The organism is Chitinophaga filiformis (assembly GCF_023100805.1).
Classification (GTDB): Bacteria; Bacteroidota; Bacteroidia; order Chitinophagales; family Chitinophagaceae; genus Chitinophaga; species Chitinophaga filiformis_B.
Genome location: NZ_CP095855.1, coordinates 4,994,226 through 5,013,477 on the forward strand (window position 1 = coordinate 4,994,226; position 19,252 = coordinate 5,013,477).

At 49.2% G+C, this 19,252-nt stretch carries 16 protein-coding genes and 1 other RNA gene; 7 read left to right on the forward strand and 10 right to left on the reverse strand.

Annotation, left to right across the window (positions count from 1 at the left end; translation table 11 throughout):
• The first annotated feature begins 50 nt into the window (after positions 1–50).
• From MYF79_RS19465 to MYF79_RS19485, 5 genes are all read left to right on the forward strand, one after another.
• On the forward strand, positions 51–932 hold the full coding sequence (locus tag MYF79_RS19465) for an exopolyphosphatase (RefSeq protein ID WP_247809304.1): 882 nt from the start codon (positions 51–53) through the stop codon (positions 930–932).
• Positions 933–991: 59 nt separating this feature from the next.
• A complete protein-coding gene (gene panB, locus MYF79_RS19470) occupies positions 992–1,807 on the forward strand; it encodes a 3-methyl-2-oxobutanoate hydroxymethyltransferase (RefSeq protein WP_247809305.1) in 816 nt (271 codons plus the stop codon).
• A 9-nt stretch (positions 1,808–1,816) separates the two neighbouring features.
• Positions 1,817–2,704, forward strand: coding sequence for a DUF1338 domain-containing protein (locus tag MYF79_RS19475; protein ID WP_247809306.1), 888 nt, complete (start codon positions 1,817–1,819; stop codon positions 2,702–2,704).
• A gap of 131 nt (positions 2,705–2,835) precedes the next feature.
• Positions 2,836–4,365 carry an aldehyde dehydrogenase family protein gene (locus MYF79_RS19480; RefSeq protein ID WP_247809307.1) on the forward strand — a complete coding sequence of 510 codons (1,530 nt, stop codon included), beginning with the start codon at positions 2,836–2,838 and terminating at the stop codon, positions 4,363–4,365.
• Positions 4,366–4,995: 630 nt separating this feature from the next.
• On the forward strand, positions 4,996–6,696 hold the full coding sequence (locus MYF79_RS19485) for a S8 family serine peptidase (RefSeq protein ID WP_247809308.1): 1,701 nt from the start codon (positions 4,996–4,998) through the stop codon (positions 6,694–6,696).
• Positions 6,697–6,949: 253 nt separating this feature from the next.
• On the opposite strand, the gene MYF79_RS19490 is transcribed toward MYF79_RS19485, so the two are convergent.
• From MYF79_RS19490 to bioD, 10 genes are all read right to left on the reverse strand, one after another.
• Positions 6,950–7,357, reverse strand: a complete 408-nt coding sequence (locus MYF79_RS19490; RefSeq protein ID WP_247809309.1) for a DUF4870 domain-containing protein — start codon at positions 7,355–7,357, stop codon at positions 6,950–6,952.
• Positions 7,358–7,422: 65 nt separating this feature from the next.
• Positions 7,423–7,804: RNase P RNA component class A (gene rnpB, locus MYF79_RS19495), an RNA gene on the reverse strand.
• A gap of 34 nt (positions 7,805–7,838) precedes the next feature.
• On the reverse strand, positions 7,839–8,867 hold the full coding sequence (locus MYF79_RS19500; RefSeq protein ID WP_247809310.1) for a Smr/MutS family protein: 1,029 nt from the start codon (positions 8,865–8,867) through the stop codon (positions 7,839–7,841).
• 93 nt (positions 8,868–8,960) lie between these two features.
• Positions 8,961–9,413, reverse strand: coding sequence for a DoxX family protein (locus MYF79_RS19505; RefSeq protein ID WP_247809311.1), 453 nt, complete (start codon positions 9,411–9,413; stop codon positions 8,961–8,963).
• A gap of 108 nt (positions 9,414–9,521) precedes the next feature.
• A complete protein-coding gene (locus tag MYF79_RS19510) occupies positions 9,522–11,171 on the reverse strand; it encodes an amino acid permease (RefSeq protein ID WP_247809312.1) in 1,650 nt (549 codons plus the stop codon).
• A gap of 88 nt (positions 11,172–11,259) precedes the next feature.
• The gene (locus MYF79_RS19515; protein WP_247809313.1) at positions 11,260–12,231 is read right to left on the reverse strand and encodes a polyprenyl synthetase family protein; all 972 of its coding nucleotides are present in this window, start codon (positions 12,229–12,231) and stop codon (positions 11,260–11,262) included.
• 38 nt (positions 12,232–12,269) lie between these two features.
• Positions 12,270–14,402 carry a ribonuclease R gene (gene rnr, locus MYF79_RS19520; protein ID WP_247809314.1) on the reverse strand — a complete coding sequence of 711 codons (2,133 nt, stop codon included), beginning with the start codon at positions 14,400–14,402 and terminating at the stop codon, positions 12,270–12,272.
• An 11-nt stretch (positions 14,403–14,413) separates the two neighbouring features.
• Positions 14,414–15,481: a tetraacyldisaccharide 4'-kinase gene (lpxK, locus tag MYF79_RS19525; protein ID WP_247809315.1), complete on the reverse strand. Its 1,068-nt coding sequence runs from the start codon at positions 15,479–15,481 to the stop codon at positions 14,414–14,416.
• A gap of 2 nt (positions 15,482–15,483) precedes the next feature.
• On the reverse strand, positions 15,484–16,065 hold the full coding sequence (locus MYF79_RS19530) for a 5-formyltetrahydrofolate cyclo-ligase (RefSeq protein ID WP_247809316.1): 582 nt from the start codon (positions 16,063–16,065) through the stop codon (positions 15,484–15,486).
• Between the two features lie 11 nt (positions 16,066–16,076).
• Entirely contained in the window at positions 16,077–16,703 is a 627-nt protein-coding gene (gene bioD, locus MYF79_RS19535; protein ID WP_247809317.1) for a dethiobiotin synthase, read from the reverse strand.
• A gap of 313 nt (positions 16,704–17,016) precedes the next feature.
• Here bioD and MYF79_RS19540 point away from each other — a divergent pair, with 313 nt between their 5' ends.
• Together MYF79_RS19540 and MYF79_RS19545 are read left to right on the forward strand one after the other, a co-directional pair.
• A complete protein-coding gene (locus tag MYF79_RS19540) occupies positions 17,017–18,375 on the forward strand; it encodes a pyridoxal-phosphate dependent enzyme (protein ID WP_247809318.1) in 1,359 nt (452 codons plus the stop codon).
• A 3-nt stretch (positions 18,376–18,378) separates the two neighbouring features.
• Complete coding sequence (locus MYF79_RS19545) at positions 18,379–19,206, forward strand: ABC transporter substrate-binding protein (RefSeq protein WP_247809319.1); 828 nt, start codon at positions 18,379–18,381, stop codon at positions 19,204–19,206.
• Positions 19,207–19,252: the final 46 nt, after the last annotated feature.

The window sequence follows — 19,252 nt, forward strand, 5'->3', positions numbered from 1 at the left end:
TGTGCATCGATAATCCTGATTCCTGCTGCTAATTATATACATTTGCGCCCATGAAGCTTGCTGCCATTGATATCGGGTCCAACGCTGCCAGGCTGCTCATCTCTGAAGCATCTCCCAACAGCCAGGGCCGGATGGACTTTACCAAGGTAAACCTTGTCAGGGTACCTTTACGCCTCGGTCTTGATGTGTTCACTGAGGGCGCTATTTCCGAAAAAAGGGCCAATCACCTGCTGAATACCATTAAAGCGTATAAGCTATTGCTGGAAGTGTATGAAGTCAGGTATCTGAAGGCATGTGCTACCTCGGCCATGCGCGATGCCTCCAATTCAGCAGAAATACTGCAGAACGTCAGGCAGCAGACCGGCATAGATATCAAGGTCATCTCCGGGCAGGAAGAGGCTTCTTTCCTTTACGAGAGCCACATCGCAGAAAACCTCGACAAGACCCGCTCTTATATGTATATCGATGTAGGGGGTGGTAGTACCGAGGTCACTATCTTCAGCAACAACAGCCTTAAACATAAAGAGTCCTTCAACATTGGCACTATCCGCCTGATGCAACACCAGGTAAGGGATGACCAGTGGCAGTATATGAAGGATACCATCAAATCCCGTCTCCGGGGCATCAGCAATATTACGGCCATCGGTTCCGGTGGTAATATCAACAAGATCTTCTCTCTCTCCAAGCGTAAAGAAGGCAAACCGCTTACGCTGGATGTCCTGAAAGACTACTACAAAGAATTCAACAGCTTCAGTGTAGAAGAGCGCATTCACCTCTATAATCTCCGGGAAGACCGCGCTGATGTGATCGTACCTGCCCTTCAGATCTACATCAATATCATGCGCTGGGCAGATGCCCAGGAGATATTTGTACCTAAGATCGGTCTGGCAGATGGCCTTATCCAGTCACTCTATGCAGAGATCAGCAGGTAATTTCCAAATATTGGTTACCTTACGCGCGCTTTTACTTATCACAAAATAACAGTCTTAGGATGTCTACGCACAAAGAAGTTAAACGGATAACGACACATATTTTGCAGAAAATGAAGGATGACGGAGAGAAGATCTCCATGATCACGGCATACGACTATTCCATGGCCCGCATTTTTGACGATGCAGGTATGGATATCCTGCTGGTGGGCGATTCTGCATCTAATGTAATGGCCGGCTTTGAAACGACGCTTCCCATAACGCTCGACCAGATGATCTATCACGGCGCGTCTGTAGTACGGGCTATAAAAAGGGCCTTTGTGGTGGTTGACCTGCCTTTTGGTACTTACCAGGGCAACTCTAAGGAAGCGCTGGCATCTACCATCCGCATCATGAAAGAAACCAGCGCCCATGGCGTGAAGATAGAAGGTGGCGAAGAGATCATTGAATCAGTTAAACGAATTATCTCTGCCGGCGTACCGGTGATGGGACACCTGGGCCTGACCCCTCAGTCTATTAATAAATTTGGTACCTATACAGTGAGGGCTACCGAAGAGGCGGAAGCCCAGAAGCTGCTCAGCGATGCCCGCCTGCTCCAGGAAGCGGGTTGCTTTGCCATTGTACTGGAAAAGATCCCGGCCCTGCTGGCCAAACAGGTGGCAGAGTCCCTGCGGATCCCGACAATAGGCATTGGCGCCGGCAAATATGTTGACGGGCAGGTACTGGTAATGCATGACATGCTGGGCATCAATAAAGACTTTAAACCACGTTTCCTGCGTCGCTATCTCAATTTATATGACGAAATTTACAAGGCATCGCAGCAATACATCCACGATGTGAAAGCCAAAGACTTTCCGAACGATAGCGAACAATATTAAAATTGTTTTATGTTAGACTATGTTCTTAGCGGTCTGATGCAGCGCTACCAGGACCGGGTGCCTGACGTTGCAGCGATCATTGCCGCCATGATCAGTGAAAACCTGATCGAGGTTCCGGAAGACATTGAAAATGACCATATTGCCTTCCGTACAATAGGCGTACCCGAGCTCGGGATACAGTCGCTGGAGAAGATCTTCCTGCACTACGGTTACACCAGAAGGGATGCATACCATTTCAAAGAAAAGAAGCTGGACGCTTACTGGTATGCACCGCCGTCGCCGGAACATCCCCGTATTTTTATCAGCGAGCTGAGAGTACAGGACCTGAGCCCGGCAGCGCAACAGATCATCAAAAGCTACACCAATGAAGTGCTGGTAGATCCTGTCAGCAATCTCAACCTCGATGACGGGCCGGCGGTAGATGCCTTCCTGCACAGCTCATTGTGGCGTACGCCTACCCTGCAGGACTATCAGACCCTGGCAGCGGAAAGCGAATATGCCGCCTGGGTGATCTACAACCGGTATTACCTGAACCATTTCACCATCAGCGTACAAAACCTGCCTGCCGGTTACAACACGGTAGCAGACTTCAATAACTTCCTTGAGAAAGAGGGCTTCATCCTTAACAATGCCGGCGGCAAGATCAAGACAAGTCCCGATGGACTGCTCTTACAGAGCAGCACGGTGGCTAAGATGATTCCCGCCACCTTTGCCGGCAACGAGGTACAGAAGATAGCAGGCTCCTACGTAGAATTTGCAGAGCGGAAGGTATTGCCGCAGTTTGCGGATCTTCCGGCCGACAAGATCACCCGTGCGCACCGCCGGGAGGGTTTTGAAGCCGGCAATGCAGACCGCATCTTTGAAAGTACATACAGCTCACAGACAAACAAACAATAATTACCGCCTGCCGGAGCAACAGGCCATCCTGTTACGCCGGCAGGCGTCATATAAGTACTATCAGACTACTGCCCGTTAACTCATACATACATCAAAACACGCCGTGTCCCGTACGGCATAAACAGTACAACATGATCCAGGACATTCTGCAGCAATTACATATCAGCAATGTAAACAGTGGCGTCAGCACAGGTACCACCTGGCTGGATGCAAAAGGAGAAAATATTCAGGCCTCATCCCCGGTTGACGGCAGAGATATTGCGGGCGTCAAAGCGGCCAGTCGCGCTGACTATGACGCAGTGGTGGAAAAGGCGCAGGAAGCATTTAAGGAATGGCGTTTATGGCCCGCTCCCCGCCGGGGCGAGGTAGTGCGCCAGATAGGGGAAGCATTGCGGAAAAACAAGGAGGCGCTGGGCAAACTCGTGTCCTATGAGATGGGGAAAAGCCTGCAGGAAGGTTATGGGGAGGTGCAGGAAATGATCGATATCTGTGACTTCGCAGTAGGCCTCTCCCGCCAGTTACACGGGCTCAGTATGCATTCCGAACGCCCTGGCCACAGGATGTATGAACAATGGCATCCGCTGGGCGTTACAGGCATCATTTCAGCCTTTAATTTCCCTGTTGCGGTGTGGAGCTGGAATGCTATGCTTGCATGGGTTTGCGGCGACGTATGCGTCTGGAAACCGTCAGAAAAGACACCTTTATCTGCTATCGCCTGCCTGCAGATCGTACAGGATGTGCTGAAAACGAATAAAGTACCGGAAGGCGTCTGCTGCCTGGTAACGGGCGGCCGCGAAGTAGGCGAATGGATGGCGGCAGATACCCGTGTACCATTGATCTCGGCTACCGGTTCCACCCGCATGGGTAAGGCTGTGAGCAGCGTAGTAGGCGCCCGCCTGGGACGCGCCCTGCTGGAACTGGGCGGTAATAACGCCATTATTATCACTGCCAATGCAGACCTGGACATGTCCCTCATCGGGTGCGTATTCGGCGCTGTGGGCACTGCCGGTCAGCGTTGTACCAGTACCAGAAGACTGATCATCCATGAAAGTGTATATGACGCATTTACGCAGAAACTCGTAAAAGCATACCAGCAACTGCGTATTGGCAATCCGCTGGATGAACATAATCACGTAGGGCCTTTGATCGATAAGGATGCCGTACGTCTTTACCAGGAATCTATGGAAAAGGTAAAAGAACAGGGAGGCCGTTTCCTGGTGGAAGGAGGTGTGCTTTCAGGCGAGGCCTATGCCTCCGGCTGTTATGTAAAGCCCTGCATAGCCGAAGTGGAGAACAGCTATGCCATCGTACAGCATGAGACCTTTGCGCCTATCCTGTATGTAATGAAATACAGCCGTATAGAAGACGCTATTGCCATGCAGAATGGCGTGCCACAGGGATTATCGTCTGCTATTATGACGCTCAACCTGCGGGAAGCGGAATTGTTCCTGTCACAGGCAGGTTCTGACTGCGGCATCGCCAATGTGAACATCGGCACCTCCGGAGCGGAGATCGGCGGCGCATTTGGTGGGGAAAAAGAAACCGGTGGCGGCAGGGAAAGCGGTTCGGATGCATGGAAGAACTACATGCGCCGCCAGACAAATACGATCAATTATTCCACTCAGCTGCCACTGGCGCAGGGTATTAAATTCGATCTGTAAAAACTTTTTTGTTCCGCACACAATAACTGGAATAATAACCCGTTTAATATGCGGATAACTTTTAAACTGATATTAATTACAATATATCATTAGCTGTAGAGGCAGTACCTTTCTTTCACAATTGCATGTGAGCGAACAACGCAGATAAAAAAATAGCGAGGTTAGAGAACCTCGCTTTTTCGTTAAACGGAAACCATGCTTATGAGAAAAGTAACTTTAACTTTTGGAAAGTTATCAAGTACTCTTCCAGCTCTAAATATTACACTTTTTTCCGGAATTTCATATTCTACTTTTGTGGTATTTGCAACTTTTTTTTGACGAACGGTTATTTTTAAAGGCCGATTTCAATGCAGTGGCGACTTCTGTGGCAACATCGTTCACCGTTCAAAAGAAAATTTCGTTCATATTCATTTAATTGTTAAATTAACAGTACATGAGCGAATATAATTGAGTTACAGGTACTTCTATCTCTGCGGTTGTTGTTACGTAAACGGCTATCCACCTAATGAGCTACTGGCATATTGTATCTCTCGCTCATCATTTAACGCAAATGATTCCCTGACATTTTGCGTACCTTTAATCTAATTTGGTTTTTGATTTTGTAAAGCTTATAGAGAAAAAAACAGACTGATGAAATCTAACAGAGCTATGGCAGTCATGGCTGGTGGTATTGTGTTGATGACTGCTCTTACTACCGCTAACCCGACTTATGCCCAATCTTCAGCAACTCCCAGGAACTGGCACCTATTGAACTATGCGCAGGATAGTGTGTTCGGTACAGGTGTTGAAAAAGCATATAATGAGCTGCTGAAAGGCAGGAAAAGCAGCCCGATATTGGTAGCTGTGATAGATTCCGGTATTGATACACTGCATGAAGATCTGAAATCTGTCCTTTGGGTAAACCCCAAAGAAATTCCCGGCAATGGCATTGACGATGACGGAAACGGCTATGTAGACGACATCCATGGATGGAATTTCCTTGGTGGTAAGGATGGTCGTAGTATAAAGGAAGACAGTGACGAGGCTACCCGTGAATACTACCGCTACAAGAGCCTTTACGGTAATCCTGATTCTGCGCTCGACAAGCAATCCAAGGAATACAGCTACTGGCAGAAATTGCAGGGCAAGGTGTCCCGGCCTTCCGGCGAAAGCAAGGTTACTTACAAAACCATGCTGAAACTGCAGGAAAGCCTGCGTAAATGTGAGACCCTCATTACCGGTTACCTGCACCAGAATGACTTCAACGCCGCCAAACTGGATAGTATTCAAACTACCGACCAGGATGTAATGGTGGCGAAGAAATTCCTGCTGCGCATTTTCCAGAATACCGGCGAGGAAAATCTCAACTATTCCGAACTGAAATCAGAATTTGACGAATACCTGGCAGAACTGAAAAAGAAGGCAGAACTGGCCGACAACGAAGCGCCGGTAGATAAACGTGCTGACATTATCGGCGATAACGTGAACGACATCAACGATAAATACTACGGTAACAATGATGTAATGGGACAATTCGGTTTCCATGGTACACACGTTTCCGGTATCATTGCTGCTGCCAGGAACAACGGCATTGGTATAGACGGCATTAATAATAATGTGCGCATCATGATGGTGAAAGCCGTTCCCGATGGCGATGAACGCGATAAAGACGTAGCCCTGGCCATCCGTTATGCGGTGGACAACGGCGCACGTGTGATCAATATGAGCTTTGGTAAAGGCTTCTCCCCTCATAAAGACTGGGTAGATGCGGCTGTGAAATATGCAGAAGAGAAAGGTGTCCTGCTGGTACATGCTGCAGGTAATGATGGCAGCGATAATGACGTGGTGGACAACTTCCCTAATCCTGATTTTGCAGATCATTCCGGACGAGCGAACAACTATATCACAGTAGGCGCCAGCGGTAGCGGCAAAAACGGTAAAGTGGCCAGCTTCTCCAACTATGGTAAAAAGAATGTTGACGTCTTTGCACCCGGTGTACAGATCTATTCTACGGTACCCGGTGGTAATAAATACGGTAGTGCCAGCGGTACCAGTATGGCGGCTCCGGTAGTAGCAGGCGTAGCTGCGCTGGTGCTCTCCTACCATCCGGAACTTACTGCACAACAGTTAAAGTACATCCTGGTGAAATCAGCTACTCCTTTGCCCGATGGAACGAAGGAAGTGACCAAACCAGGATCTCCCGATATGAAGGTGCCTTTTGCAGATCTGTCTATTTCCGGAGGATTGGTGAATGCGTACGAGGCCCTGAAACTGGCGGATAGTATGGATACGAACAAGGATCTGAGAAAGAAGAAAAAGAAGGCCAGGATGGAGGCCGTTAAAAAAGGGTAATAGCTGTAGCGGATAAACATAACATACTTGACAAAAAAGAAAGGGACTCCTGCCGGAGTCCCTTTCTTTTTTGTCCGGGGTGCCCCCCTCGCGTGTGCCATAGAATGCGCATTCCCACGGCAACCATGTATGGAGACCATTGAAAAAGGTCAAACATTTGAAACCTGATAATAAAGAGAGAACCAACAAGCTGGAGGCTAAAAAATAAAAGGCCGGCCATCCGGCCAGCCCTTCTATAACAGTTTAGTCTCCATTACTTCACAAGTCTCCAGCTCAGCGGATACCTGTACAATACCCCGTTGTGCGCCTTCGTTGCTGCGATAACAGAGAATATAATATTCACCAGGTAAACGATCCCACGTGTGCCATGGAAAAGGGAAATATCTGTTATATCCCAGTAGTGAAAGCCAGGTCTTCCCCAGGCCCAATCCCAATGGTTGATCATACCAAAGAGGTTGAGAACGACGTTCACGATACTCAATGTGATCTGGAAGTTAAGCGCTTCTTTTCCGGTTTGATTCAGGAAGTCTGATTCGTTGCGTTTGACCAGCCAGAGGACTAACGCGACGATGATATTGCCTGCAGGCGGTATGAACAGCATGCCGGCAAGACCTCCCAGGTGCATGGCGAGCGCCCAGTTTCTTTCTTCTTGTTGTTGCATAGAGATTATATAGTTTCGGATTATGTTTTTAGGGCCCTTTTTGGTTGATCAGCAAAAGTTAAAAATAAAACTACAAACCTGTAAGCCGGATTCTGTTCCGCCTTGCGGCGGATGCTATCATTTATCTTCGATGTCGTTCACACGACACCTGTATCTGCCTACCCTCGGTCATTGGACGAGCAGCCCTTAAACGACCGTATACATGGCATTTCAGCACGCAAGGTTTACCCTCCGGATATGTTACCACACCCAGACGTGGGCTCTTACCCCACATTTTCACCCTTATCCGCCGTTGGCGGACGGTTATTTTCTGTGGCACTATCTGTACCATTCTTCGCTCTTTTAACGGAGAAAAGAACAGCCCCACCCGTTAGGTGGTGCGTTGCTCTATGCTGTCCGGACTTTCCTCATCCACCTTTCAGCGGAAGCGATAGCACGGTCTGTAGTTTCTGCAAATGTAATAGAAAAGACGGCATATGGGCTAGTGCCGGAAAAATATCTCGGTAGCGCCATAGCCATAACGGGGATGGTATTCGTTCACGAAACGCTCTACCTCAGGCGTATCCCGCAGAATAGCGTGGATCTCATCTTTCAGTTTGCCCTTCCCTACCCCATGGATGACGATCATGCTGTGCTGGTGATGTACAATGGCCAGTTCCAGGTAGTGTACGAATTCATTCAGCTGTATAGCCAGTATCTCAATGTTCTTAAGTCCACGCCACTCTTTTACCAGCATTTCTATATGCAGGTCAAGTTCATATTTAGGCTGCGCCGGCGGCTCAGGTGCTACAGGAACCGCCGCTGTACCGCTTGCTGATAGGGATCCTATACTGCTGGCGTCGAAATAAGGCTTATCATTCTTGCTTTTCTCCGGGTATTTTTCAAACAACAGCTGGCTCAGCGTAGCATCCCTCCTTGCCTGCAGTTCAGAAAGCTGCAGGAAGAGCTGCTTTACCTTCGGCTTCCATGTTTTCGGGAAGGAAGGCGCCAGTTTATCATTTTTCTCCTTCGGGAAGAAAACGAACTCCAGCCGGGGGCTGTCATTCAGCGACTCAAACAGGAGGTCTGACAGGTAAAAGTTACTGAACGGCTGGATCTCATTACGGATCTCCATTTCCATGCTGTTCCGCAACCATACCTGGAAGTTGAAACGGTAGGCCTCGCTGGTTTCATTCAGCAGGTGAAATTTGAGTGACTGGACATGCTCTTCATAAGCGTCCATCCTGAAAACAGGCAATATAGACAGGAACATTCCCCGGCTCATCCGGATATTATCTTCATATTTCTTCTTTTCCGGCTTAATGTCATAGCCCTGGATCTTTTGCGGCGGCGGTGCCGGCTTGGGCGTGGTAAAGCGATGGAAATAAGGGAAGTCTATCTGGTCAAGATACACCGGAAAGGTTACTTTGCCCACCTCTACCATTACCATATCGGCATTGATGATGTCGACAACCGTCCCCTCCTCTTTGGAATGTAGCAGTAATATTTTATCGCCAATCTCAAACTTCATACTTGCAGGTCCGCGATAGAAAATAAAGTTTTAACGTGAACTGCCATTACAAAGCAGTCCGCATCGCGGAGGGCAAAGGTAAGACAATTATCCTCAAGCCGGATGACGGCGCATATAATCGTCGAAGGATATGGGGCCGCTGCCTTCTACCAGGAAGAATACCAGAAGCAGCAGAACAAGGATAGAAAGGCCGGTCTCTGCATGTACATTGAAAATCCCCGTAGCGTTTAAGCCTACCGCGGTATGTACAAAAAAGATAGCGCCTAAAAGGATTGGAATCTGGGCCAGGATAGCCACACGTGTAAGTAAACCGAAAATAATTAGAAGACCTCCGAGCAAGTGAGCAAAGACGATATAATGTGCAAGCCAGAAAGACATTACTGTGAGCCATGGACTTTGGTCGATCACAGATTTAAGTACATCAATATTCTGTATGAAAACCACCCCTTTGTAGAATAAAAATACACCTAACAGGACACGGATGCCATCAAGCCAGCGGGGATGATGGCGTTCGCCCCAACGGTCAATTCGTTGTAGCAGATTCATAACACATGATTTTAATGATCAAAGAGCTTAACCGAATATACGAAATAAAGTTGACCATAGCAACTTTAAACTTGACGGCAGCAACAAATGCTTAAAATCATGATTTTCTTATGCTTGCGCCAGCTTACTTTTCTTATAACCGTAACAGAAGTAGATGGTCAGACCGATCAGCAGCCAGACGAAAAATACCACCCAGTTCCGGAACCCGATCTCCGTCATCAGGTAGAAACAGCTTAATAACCCCAACACCGGGATCAGTGATAGCTTTTTAAGGAAGGAAAGTATGGTGAAGGTCAGCGCCGCCACCACGAAGAAGAAGAAAGGAATATTATGTTTCCAGACATCCCAGCCGCCTGCAAAGGAAAAACGCTGCGGCAGTTCATTCCGGAACAGGTAGGCGAAAAGGACGATGATAGCAGGCACAATGAACTGTCCGTTGATATACGGCAGCCTGAAACGCCTGGAATTAGGGTCTTTTTCCTGCGGCGGCAGCAGCAATACTCCTCCGCACACCAGGATAAAGGCAAAGAGGGTGCCGATACTGGTCAGGTCAGTTACAATGGTCAGGTTCAGGAACAAGGCCGGAATACCCACCAGGAAACCTGTTACGATGGTAGCAAAGGAAGGCGTTTTGAACTTACGGTGGATAGTGCTGAATTTCTTCGGCAGCAGACCATCGCGGCTCATACTCATCCAGATACGGGGCTGCCCGATCTGGAATACCAGCAGCACACTGGTGGTGGCTATTACCGCACTTACCGAAATGAGGAAACTCACCTTAGGCAGGTTGACTGCATTGAATACAAACGCCAATGGATCTTCCACTTTCAGTTGCGAATAAGACACCATTCCTGTCAATACAAAAGCAATAAGTATATACAATACTGTACAGATGATCAGTGAATAGATCATGCCCCTTGGCAGATCGCGTTGCGGATTGGAGCACTCTTCGGCTGTTGTACTGATGGCATCAAACCCAATATAGGCGAAGAACACCGCAGACACGCCCTTCAACACCCCGGAAAAGCCGTTCGGCATAAAAGGGCTCCAGTTGTCTACATTCACATAAAAGGCCCCTACCACGATCACAAAGAGGATCACCAGTATCTTGAGGCCTACCATGAAATTGGCGCTCTTTTTACTTTCCCGGATGCCCACATAGGCCAGGTAAGTAACCAGCACCACGATGATAAAGGCCGGCAGGTTCAGGATGATCGGAATGCCTGCAATATGTGGCGCTGCAGCGTACAGCTCAGGCGAGGCACTGTCGTAATTGCTGGCCAGCCAGCCGGGGAATGACAGGTTTACCCCTACAGCCTTACCAATACCTGCCAGCAGGTTATTGAAATACCCACTCCAGGAAATGGCTACGGCTATATTCCCGATGGCATATTCGAGGATGAGCGCCCACCCGATCACCCAGGCGGCCAGTTCCCCGAAAGTCACATAGGAATAAGTATAAGCACTGCCGGATACCGGTACACGGGACGCAAACTCCGCATAACAGAGCGCAGAAAACCCGCAGGTGACGGCCGTAATAATAAAAAGTAAGGAAACACCAGGCCCTCCATGATAAGAGGCCTCCCCGATGGTAGAAAAGATACCCGCGCCGATCACTGCGGCAATACCTAAAGCGGTCAGGTCCCGCACCCGTAACACTTTGTTTAGTCCCCCTCCGCCATGCGCATCCGTCAAACCATCGTGACTGTCTTGCAGTATACTGATAATAGATTTCTTACGAAAAAGCGATTTGGACATGCAGGTATTTTGGTTACAGGTTTAGCTAATGCGCGAATATATATAAATTAAGCGATACACAAATTTGGAGGCAGCAGATAGTCTTCCATTAATGTTCCCTGTTCAACAGGTAGTTGGCCAGTTCTGTCAGCGGTTTTTTACGGTTAGAGATCACTGCAATACGTTCAAGATGTTCAAAAGCAAGCTGCTGGAAACGTTCCTTTTCCTTTTCCGCCCAGGTGTCCACCTTACAATCGTGGAATAGCTCCAGTACCTGCGCCACCTTATCATCCGGGCTGGCCGCCAGCAGTTCTTTCAGTTTTTTCCGCTGTACCGGGTTACACAGCTCCAGGGCCTTTAACAGCAGGAAGGTCTTCTTGTTCACCAGGATGTCACCGCCCTGTTGTTTACCGAACTTCTCCGGGTCACCGAATGCGTCCAGGTAGTCGTCCTGGATCTGGAAGGCGATCCCTATATTCTTACCGAATTCGTATAAATGCTGCTGGTTATATTCACTGCCACCGCCGATGATAGCGCCCATTTTCAGGCTGGCTGCCAGCAATACGGAGGTTTTCAGCGCAATCATGTTCACATAGTCATCATAACATACCTGTTCAGGCTCCATCTCTTCGAAGTCCATGTCTATCTGCTGTCCCTCGCATACTTCTATCGCCGCCTTGTTAAAGGCCGTGATCAGTTTCTGTTTATAATGCGGCTGCACTTTGTTCAGGTATTCATATACTTTGATCAGCATCACATCTCCCGCCAGTATGGCCGCCGTCTCACCATACAGGGTATGCACGGTAGGCTGGTTACGGCGCAGGGGGGCCTTGTCCATAATATCATCATGCACCAGTGTGAAGTTATGGAACAGTTCCACGGCGGTACCCACCTCAAATGCATCCGGGTGGATCTCATCAAACAGTTCATTGCCCATTATACTCAGCACGGGCCTGATACGCTTTCCGCCTATATTCAGGATATGGCTGGCAGCATTGTACAGTTTCTTCGGCTGCTCAGGGAATTGTTCTTTACTGAAATGTTCTCCAAACCGGATCGTCAGGTCTTTAAATGAATGCATGGTGTGTTTTTCGAATAAGCGGCTGTAAGTTATATAAATTATGGCTTTTTACGGGAAGAGGAAGCCTGCTTCTTTGCAGATGCAGGTTTCTTCTTATTAGCCGGATCTTTCTTTTTTCCCTTGGTCTTGCTTTCCTTTCTGTCGGCAGCCGCAGATTTGCGTGCAGGTCTTTCAGCAACGGATGTACGGGCAGACCTCCGTGATGGCATAGGCGCTTCTCCGCCCTCTTCCACCAGGTCATAATCCAGTTGTCGCTTCACCAGGTTGGCAGCAACCACCTGTATCCTTACTTTATCACCTATACGGATCTTCCTGCCGGTAAACATACCGATCAGTGCATACTCGTTCTCATCGTATTTGAACTCGTCTTTAGTGGTCATGTTATGAATGCTCACCAGGCCCTCACATTTGGTATCTACCGTTTCCACCCAGAAGCCGAAATGCGCCACGCCACTCACCACACCGTCAAATTCTTCGCCGATGTACTGCTGCATGTATTCCACCTGTTTATATTTATTGGCAGCTCTTTCCGCATCCATGGCCTTACGTTCCATTTCAGAGGAGTGCTTGCACTTCTTCTCCATCTGTTTGTCAGGATGGATGTCGTGTGTCAGGCATTGCTGCAGCACGCGGTGTACAAGTACGTCGGGATAACGGCGTATCGGCGAGGTGAAGTGACAGTAGTGGTCAAATCCCAGTCCATAGTGGCCGATATCGTCGACTGTATAGGCGGCTTTGGCCATGGTACGGATACCCAGGGTTTCCAGTACATGCTGTTCCGGTTTACCGTGTGCCAGCTGCAACATTTCATTGAAGGAACGGGCCAGTTTATCCGGGTTATCGATTTCCAGTTTATGACCAAACTTACGGGCAAAGCCGGAGAATACCCGCAGCTTTTCCTCGTCAGGCGTATCGTGTACCCGGTAGGGGAATGGTACATGCTGGTTGGTTCCGATGCGGATATTGTATACATACTCCGCCACAGTCCTGTTGGCCAGCAGCATCAGCTCTTCGATCAGCTGGTGGGCTTCCTTGCTTTCTTTCACGATGATGCCGACCGGTTTTGCATTCTCATCCAGCTGGAAGCGTACTTCCTGGGAGGAGAAATTGATGGCGCCATTCTCAAAACGTTGTTTGCGCAATGTCTGGGCAATCTTATTCAACAGCAGCACTTCATCCTGGTAAGGACCTTCGCCTGATTCAATGACATCCTGCACCTGCTCGTAGGTAAAGCGGTGATTGGAATGTATCACCGTTCTCCCCAGCCAGTGTTCCTTAATCTCTCCCTTATCATTCATCTTGAAAACGGCAGAGAAGGTGAGCTTGTCTTCATGCGGACGCAGGGAGCACAGCTCATTGGAGATCTTTTCAGGCAGCATTGGCAGCACGCGGTCAGGCAGGTATACGGAAGTGGCGCGTTTGTCGGCTTCTTTATCCAGTGCAGTATCGGGCAGTACATAATGGCTCACGTCTGCAATATGCACGCCTACTTCATACCAGCTGCCACGCAGCTTACGGATAGAGATGGCATCATCAAAATCCTTCGCATCAACAGGGTCGATCGTGAACGTAAGGATCTTACGGTAGTCTTTCCTCTTCTTTATTTCTTCCGCGTCGATATTCTCGCTGATCTCCGCCAGTTCTTTCATGACCTCATCAGGGAAACTGAGCGGGAATCCGCTTTCTATCAGGATCTCCTTCATGGCCAGGTCGTTGGTATTGCTGGCGTCCAGCACTTCCACGATCTCGCCTACCGGTTTGCGTGTTTTTTCGCCCCAGGCTACGACACGCACGACGGCCTTGTCCCCGTTCTTCGCATTCTTCATGGAATTGGCAGGGATATATATATCGGGCATGAACAGCCCCTTTTCCGGCACCAGGAAAGCGAAGCCTTTGTTGACCTGCAGGGTACCGGTGAACTCAATCTTTTTACGTTTAACGATTTCCGTTATCACCCCTTCCATACGACCTTCGTTCTTGCCCTGTTTGATCACATCAACAAGTACGTCGTCTCCATCGAGGGCAGTATTCAGGTTTTTCTGGCGGACCATCACGTCCTTCTCCTGTCCTTCAATAATTACAAAGGACATCCCGGAGCGGGTTATCTGTACAGTGCCGCGGAAGGTTTTCTTCTGGCTGCTGTGTTTTTGAGGTTTCTTCTTTTTAGTCATTCTCGTAACGTTTAATCATGGTTACTTCCAAACTGATCCACGTAAGTAAAAATATAATTATTAAATGATTCTCCTTCCCCGTAGAGGAAAGATATTTCGACCGGCATAACGGCGATGGGTATGTTCATGGGACGCAGGCGGTCTTCGAGCAGTTGTAGTCTTACCGCGTCCTTTTCCGTTGTTACCACCAGTTTGTGGCTGCCGGGAAGGTTGCTGAGTTCCCTGTTGATTTTCTCCAGATCAGGGACGGAATAGTAATAATGATCCGGAAAAGGCAGGAGGAACACGTTTTTATAGCTTTCCTTCAGTTGTTGTAAAAGCGGCTCCGGGCGGGCAATACCACAGACGAGGAGTATGGTGGTATCGGCAGGCGCGGTAACCGGGGTGCCGCTGAACATGTCATATAGCTCGCCATATTTCAGAGAAGTAAAGAACAGTTGCTGATGTGGCAGGGGTTTGATCTCCTGCCTGATGGCGGCTTTTTCTGTAACGGACAGTTGCGGCGGGCATTTGGACACAATGATACAGTTGGCCCTTTCATAGCCCCTACGGCCTTCGCGCAGGCGGCCGAAAGGCACTACGTGGTCTTTGGTAAAACGGCGGTTGTATTCGGTGATCAGGATGTTCATGCCCGGTTTCACAGAGCGGTGCTGGAAGGCGTCGTCCAGCAGTATCACTTCTGTTTCGGGGCGTTCTCCCAGCAGCTGTGGTATGGCCAGCATGCGTTCTTCACCTACGCAGACCTCTATATCCGGGAATTTACGATGGAACTGCATGGGTTCATCGCCCAGTTGTGCCGCCGTGCTGGCAGCATTGGCCAGCAGGTAGCCGCTGCTGCGCCGGTTGTACCCCCGGCTGAGCGTGGCTACACGGTATTTATCTTTCAATATCCTGATGAGGTGCTCTACATGCGGCGTCTTGCCGGTACCGCCTACCGACAGGTTACCTACGGCAACAACGGGCAGGTCAAACTCCACGGCAGTGAGTACATTGGTATCATAGAAACGGTTGCGGACCCACATCACGAGGCCGTACAACAGTGAAAAAGGGTATAATAAGATCTTCAGATGTTTCAGCATTCTTAGCTTTTTTTGAAATCATAAATTGTTTGCGGCGTGATGACCATGTGCAGGGGAACATCGTTTTCGTTCACATCTGCAATAGTCTCCACCGGTTCAAACAATGACAGGCCAATGGTGGTCACTGTTGGCAGGCATTCCTTCAGGAAACGGTCATACATGCCTTTTCCGTATCCCACCCTTTGCCCGTTTTTATCAAATGCGAGCATAGGTACAAAAACCAGGTCCATCTCGGAGGAAAGTAAGGGGATCCCGCCGGCGGGTTCCGGTATACCATAGGCATTCCTGACCAGTACGGTTTCCGGTTTCCAGAGGAAGTGCTCCATCGTTGCATTGCGCATATCCGACCTTGACAGCGCCCATTGCAATTGGGGATAGACTTCCCTGGCCCAGTGCACCAGTGCGAATGTGTCCGCTTCTTTCTTTTCTGTGATAGGAAGAAAAATGTGTGCCATTCTGAAAGCGCTGAGGTCCAGCTGCCGGCATTGGTCCAATAACTCCCTGTTCAGGGTGGCAATCACATCGTCCGGAAGGTTTAAACGTTTTTCCAGGTATTGCTTTCGTATATCCTTTTTTGTTAACAAGTGGATTTGTATTACCACAAAGATAGCTTTTCTGCCTGTTCCTTCACAAAAGCCCTGTCAACCAGCGCAGTGTGAGGTATCCGTCCCAGCAGGGGGTAACCGCTCCACCCTACCACTTCGGTTTCATTGCTGTGGTATTCTCCGCTGAAGATCCAGCCCAGTACAGGGATGGCACGTTGCCGCAATACCTGCGCAGTGAGCAATGCATGGTTGATGCTACCCAGGTAGTTCCGGGCCACAATAATGACCTTCGCCTCCAGTTGCTGAATAAAATCTATGGTGAAGACCTGTTCCGTCAGGGGAACCATTAGTCCTCCGGCCCCTTCTATGACCAGCGACCTGCCGGATGGCTGAATGCGGTGTGCCTGTTCAAGTATCTCTTTTACGTTAATGTTCACATCTTCCAGTCTGGCAGCCAGGTGTGGCGAGGCTGGCGCTTCCAGACAATAAGCTTCCCGGTGGCATACCGATACCGGGTTTGATATCAAACTTTTTACCGTATCTGTGTCTGTCCCCTCTGTTAATCCTGTTTGTACGGGTTTCCAGTAGTCCGCCTGCAGTGCTTCCACTACACAGGCCGATGTGACTGTTTTCCCTACCCCGGTACCTATCCCGGTTATAAAAATCCGTTCACTCATGACATGCAAAGATAGTATAATAGAAATTACTTTGATAATCAATTCCTGTTAAGAAACCATTAGCCTTTGTTTCCGTTCCTGATCCGGGCGGCAAGGGTACCGATCCGGTACAAACGGCCTTCGGCTGGCCTTAACTTACGTTCAGCTTACGTTCAGGACGTAAGATGAACGTAAGTTAAGGCCATTTGTACTATAGTCGTACCGGACCGGTACTGGCCAGGGCGGATAGCGTATTTGTACCAGGCAGGCTCCCCGGGGGGATGACGTGACATGCGGAAATTCCTTACTTTCGCCACAGTCCAACAAGATTTATATGAAATTTTGCAATAGCATACTCGAAACAATCGGAAATACCCCCCTTGTCAAATTACACCGCGTTACCGCCGGCCTTCCATGTCCGGTACTGGCAAAAGTTGAGTTTTTTAACCCCGGCAATTCTATTAAGGACCGTATGGCCGTAAAAATGGTCGAAGAGGCAGAGAAACAGGGTTTGCTGAAACCCGGCGGCACCATCATTGAAGGTACATCCGGCAATACCGGTATGGGCCTTGCATTGGCCGCAGTGATCAAAGGATATAAATGCATCTTCACCACCACCGATAAGCAATCCAAGGAGAAAGTAGATATACTCAAGGCCGTAGGTGCAGAAGTGATCGTCTGTCCTACGAATGTGGAACCGGAAGATCCCCGTTCCTATTACTCTGTAGCCCGCCGGCTGTCGCAGGAGATCCCGAACGCATTCTACGTGAACCAGTACGACAACCTGGCCAACCGGGAAGCGCACTATGAGCAGACCGGCCCCGAGATCTGGGAGCAGACGGACGGGAAGGTGACCCACCTGGTGGTGGCTACCGGTACCGGAGGCACCATCACAGGCGCCGGCAAATTCCTCAAAGAGAAGAATCCGGATATCCAGGTATGGGCCATAGACAGTTATGGCTCCCTGCTGAAGAAATACCATGAAACCGGCGAACTGGATATGAGTGAGGTATATCCTTACATCACGGAAGGTATCGGCGAAGACTTCGTACCGCAGAACTACGACATGAGCGTGATCGATCATTTCGAGAAAGTGACCGATAAGGACGGCGCAGTGATGGCCCGCCGTATTTCCAAGGAAGAAGGCATTTTCGTAGGCTATTCCGCCGGATCGGCAGTATCGGGTTTATTGCAGCTGAAAAGCAGGCTGAAGCCGACTGACCTGGTAGTGGTGATCTTCCACGACCATGGCAGCCGTTATGTGGGAAAAGTTTACAATGACCAGTGGATGATGGAACGCGGCTTCCTGGATGTAAAGACCGTAAAGGATGTAGTGAACGGGCGTCGTAACCAGCCACTGGTAACGATCGGCCAGGATGAGAAAGTAAGCGAGGCAATTGTGAAGATGAAGAAGTACGACATTGAACACCTGCCGGTACTGCATAATAACCAGATTGTTGGAGCTATCTCCGAAGGAGGACTTTTCAACCGCCTGATCGACGACGTCAACCTGAAAGACGCACAGGTCAAACAGGTCATGCAGGCTGCTTTCCCGGAAGTAAGCATGGACACGCCAATAGAAAAGCTAAGCGTATATATCAACAAGGAGAATGGGGCAGTGATCACTAAAGACGATAGCGGTAAACCGCATATCGTGACGAAATACGACATTATCCAGGCGCTAGGAAGCTGATATATGATGCCTGCTATCAATACTTACAAAGACCAGCTGGGGCGGGAAGTGAGCATTCCTTACCCGCCCCGCCGGATCATCTCACTGGTTCCTTCCCAGACCGAATTACTTTATGACCTGGGACTGGACGAAGAAGTGATCGCCATTACAAAATTCTGTATCCATCCGGACAAGTGGTTCCGCCATAAGACACGCATAGGAGGCACCAAACAACTACACCTGGAACAGATCCTCGCCCTGCAACCCGATCTTATTATTGCCAACAAGGAGGAAAATACGGCCGAGCAGGTGCAATACCTGATGGAGCAGGTGCCGGTGTGGGTGAGCGATATCCACTGCCTAAATGATGCACTGGACATGATCCGGAGCATTGGCGCCATCACCGGCAAAAATGAAGCAGCGGAACAGATAACCGACAACATCTCGCTCAGTTTCAGGCGAATGGATGAAAAAATGCGGGGGCAACGCCCCGTCCGCACGGCTTATTTTATCTGGCGGGAGCCCTGGATGGTGGCCGGCGGAGATACTTTTATCCATGCCATGCTGGAGCATTGCCACCTGGAGAATGTTTTTGCCGCGACAGCCCGCTACCCTGCTATTGACATTGACCAACTGAAAAGCATCGATTGCCAGCTGGTACTGCTTTCTTCGGAACCTTACCCTTTTAAGGATAAGCATATTGCGGAATTACAGGCCGTACTGCCCGGTGTGCGTATTGAATTGGTGGACGGAGAGATGTTCTCCTGGTATGGCAGCCGGCTGGAGAAAGCAGCCATGTATTTACAGGCATTCAGGGACAGACTGGAGGAACTGCCTCATTTTAAATCCTGAAGGCAATATGCGGGGAAAACAAAGGGAATGAGTGGGACACTTAAGA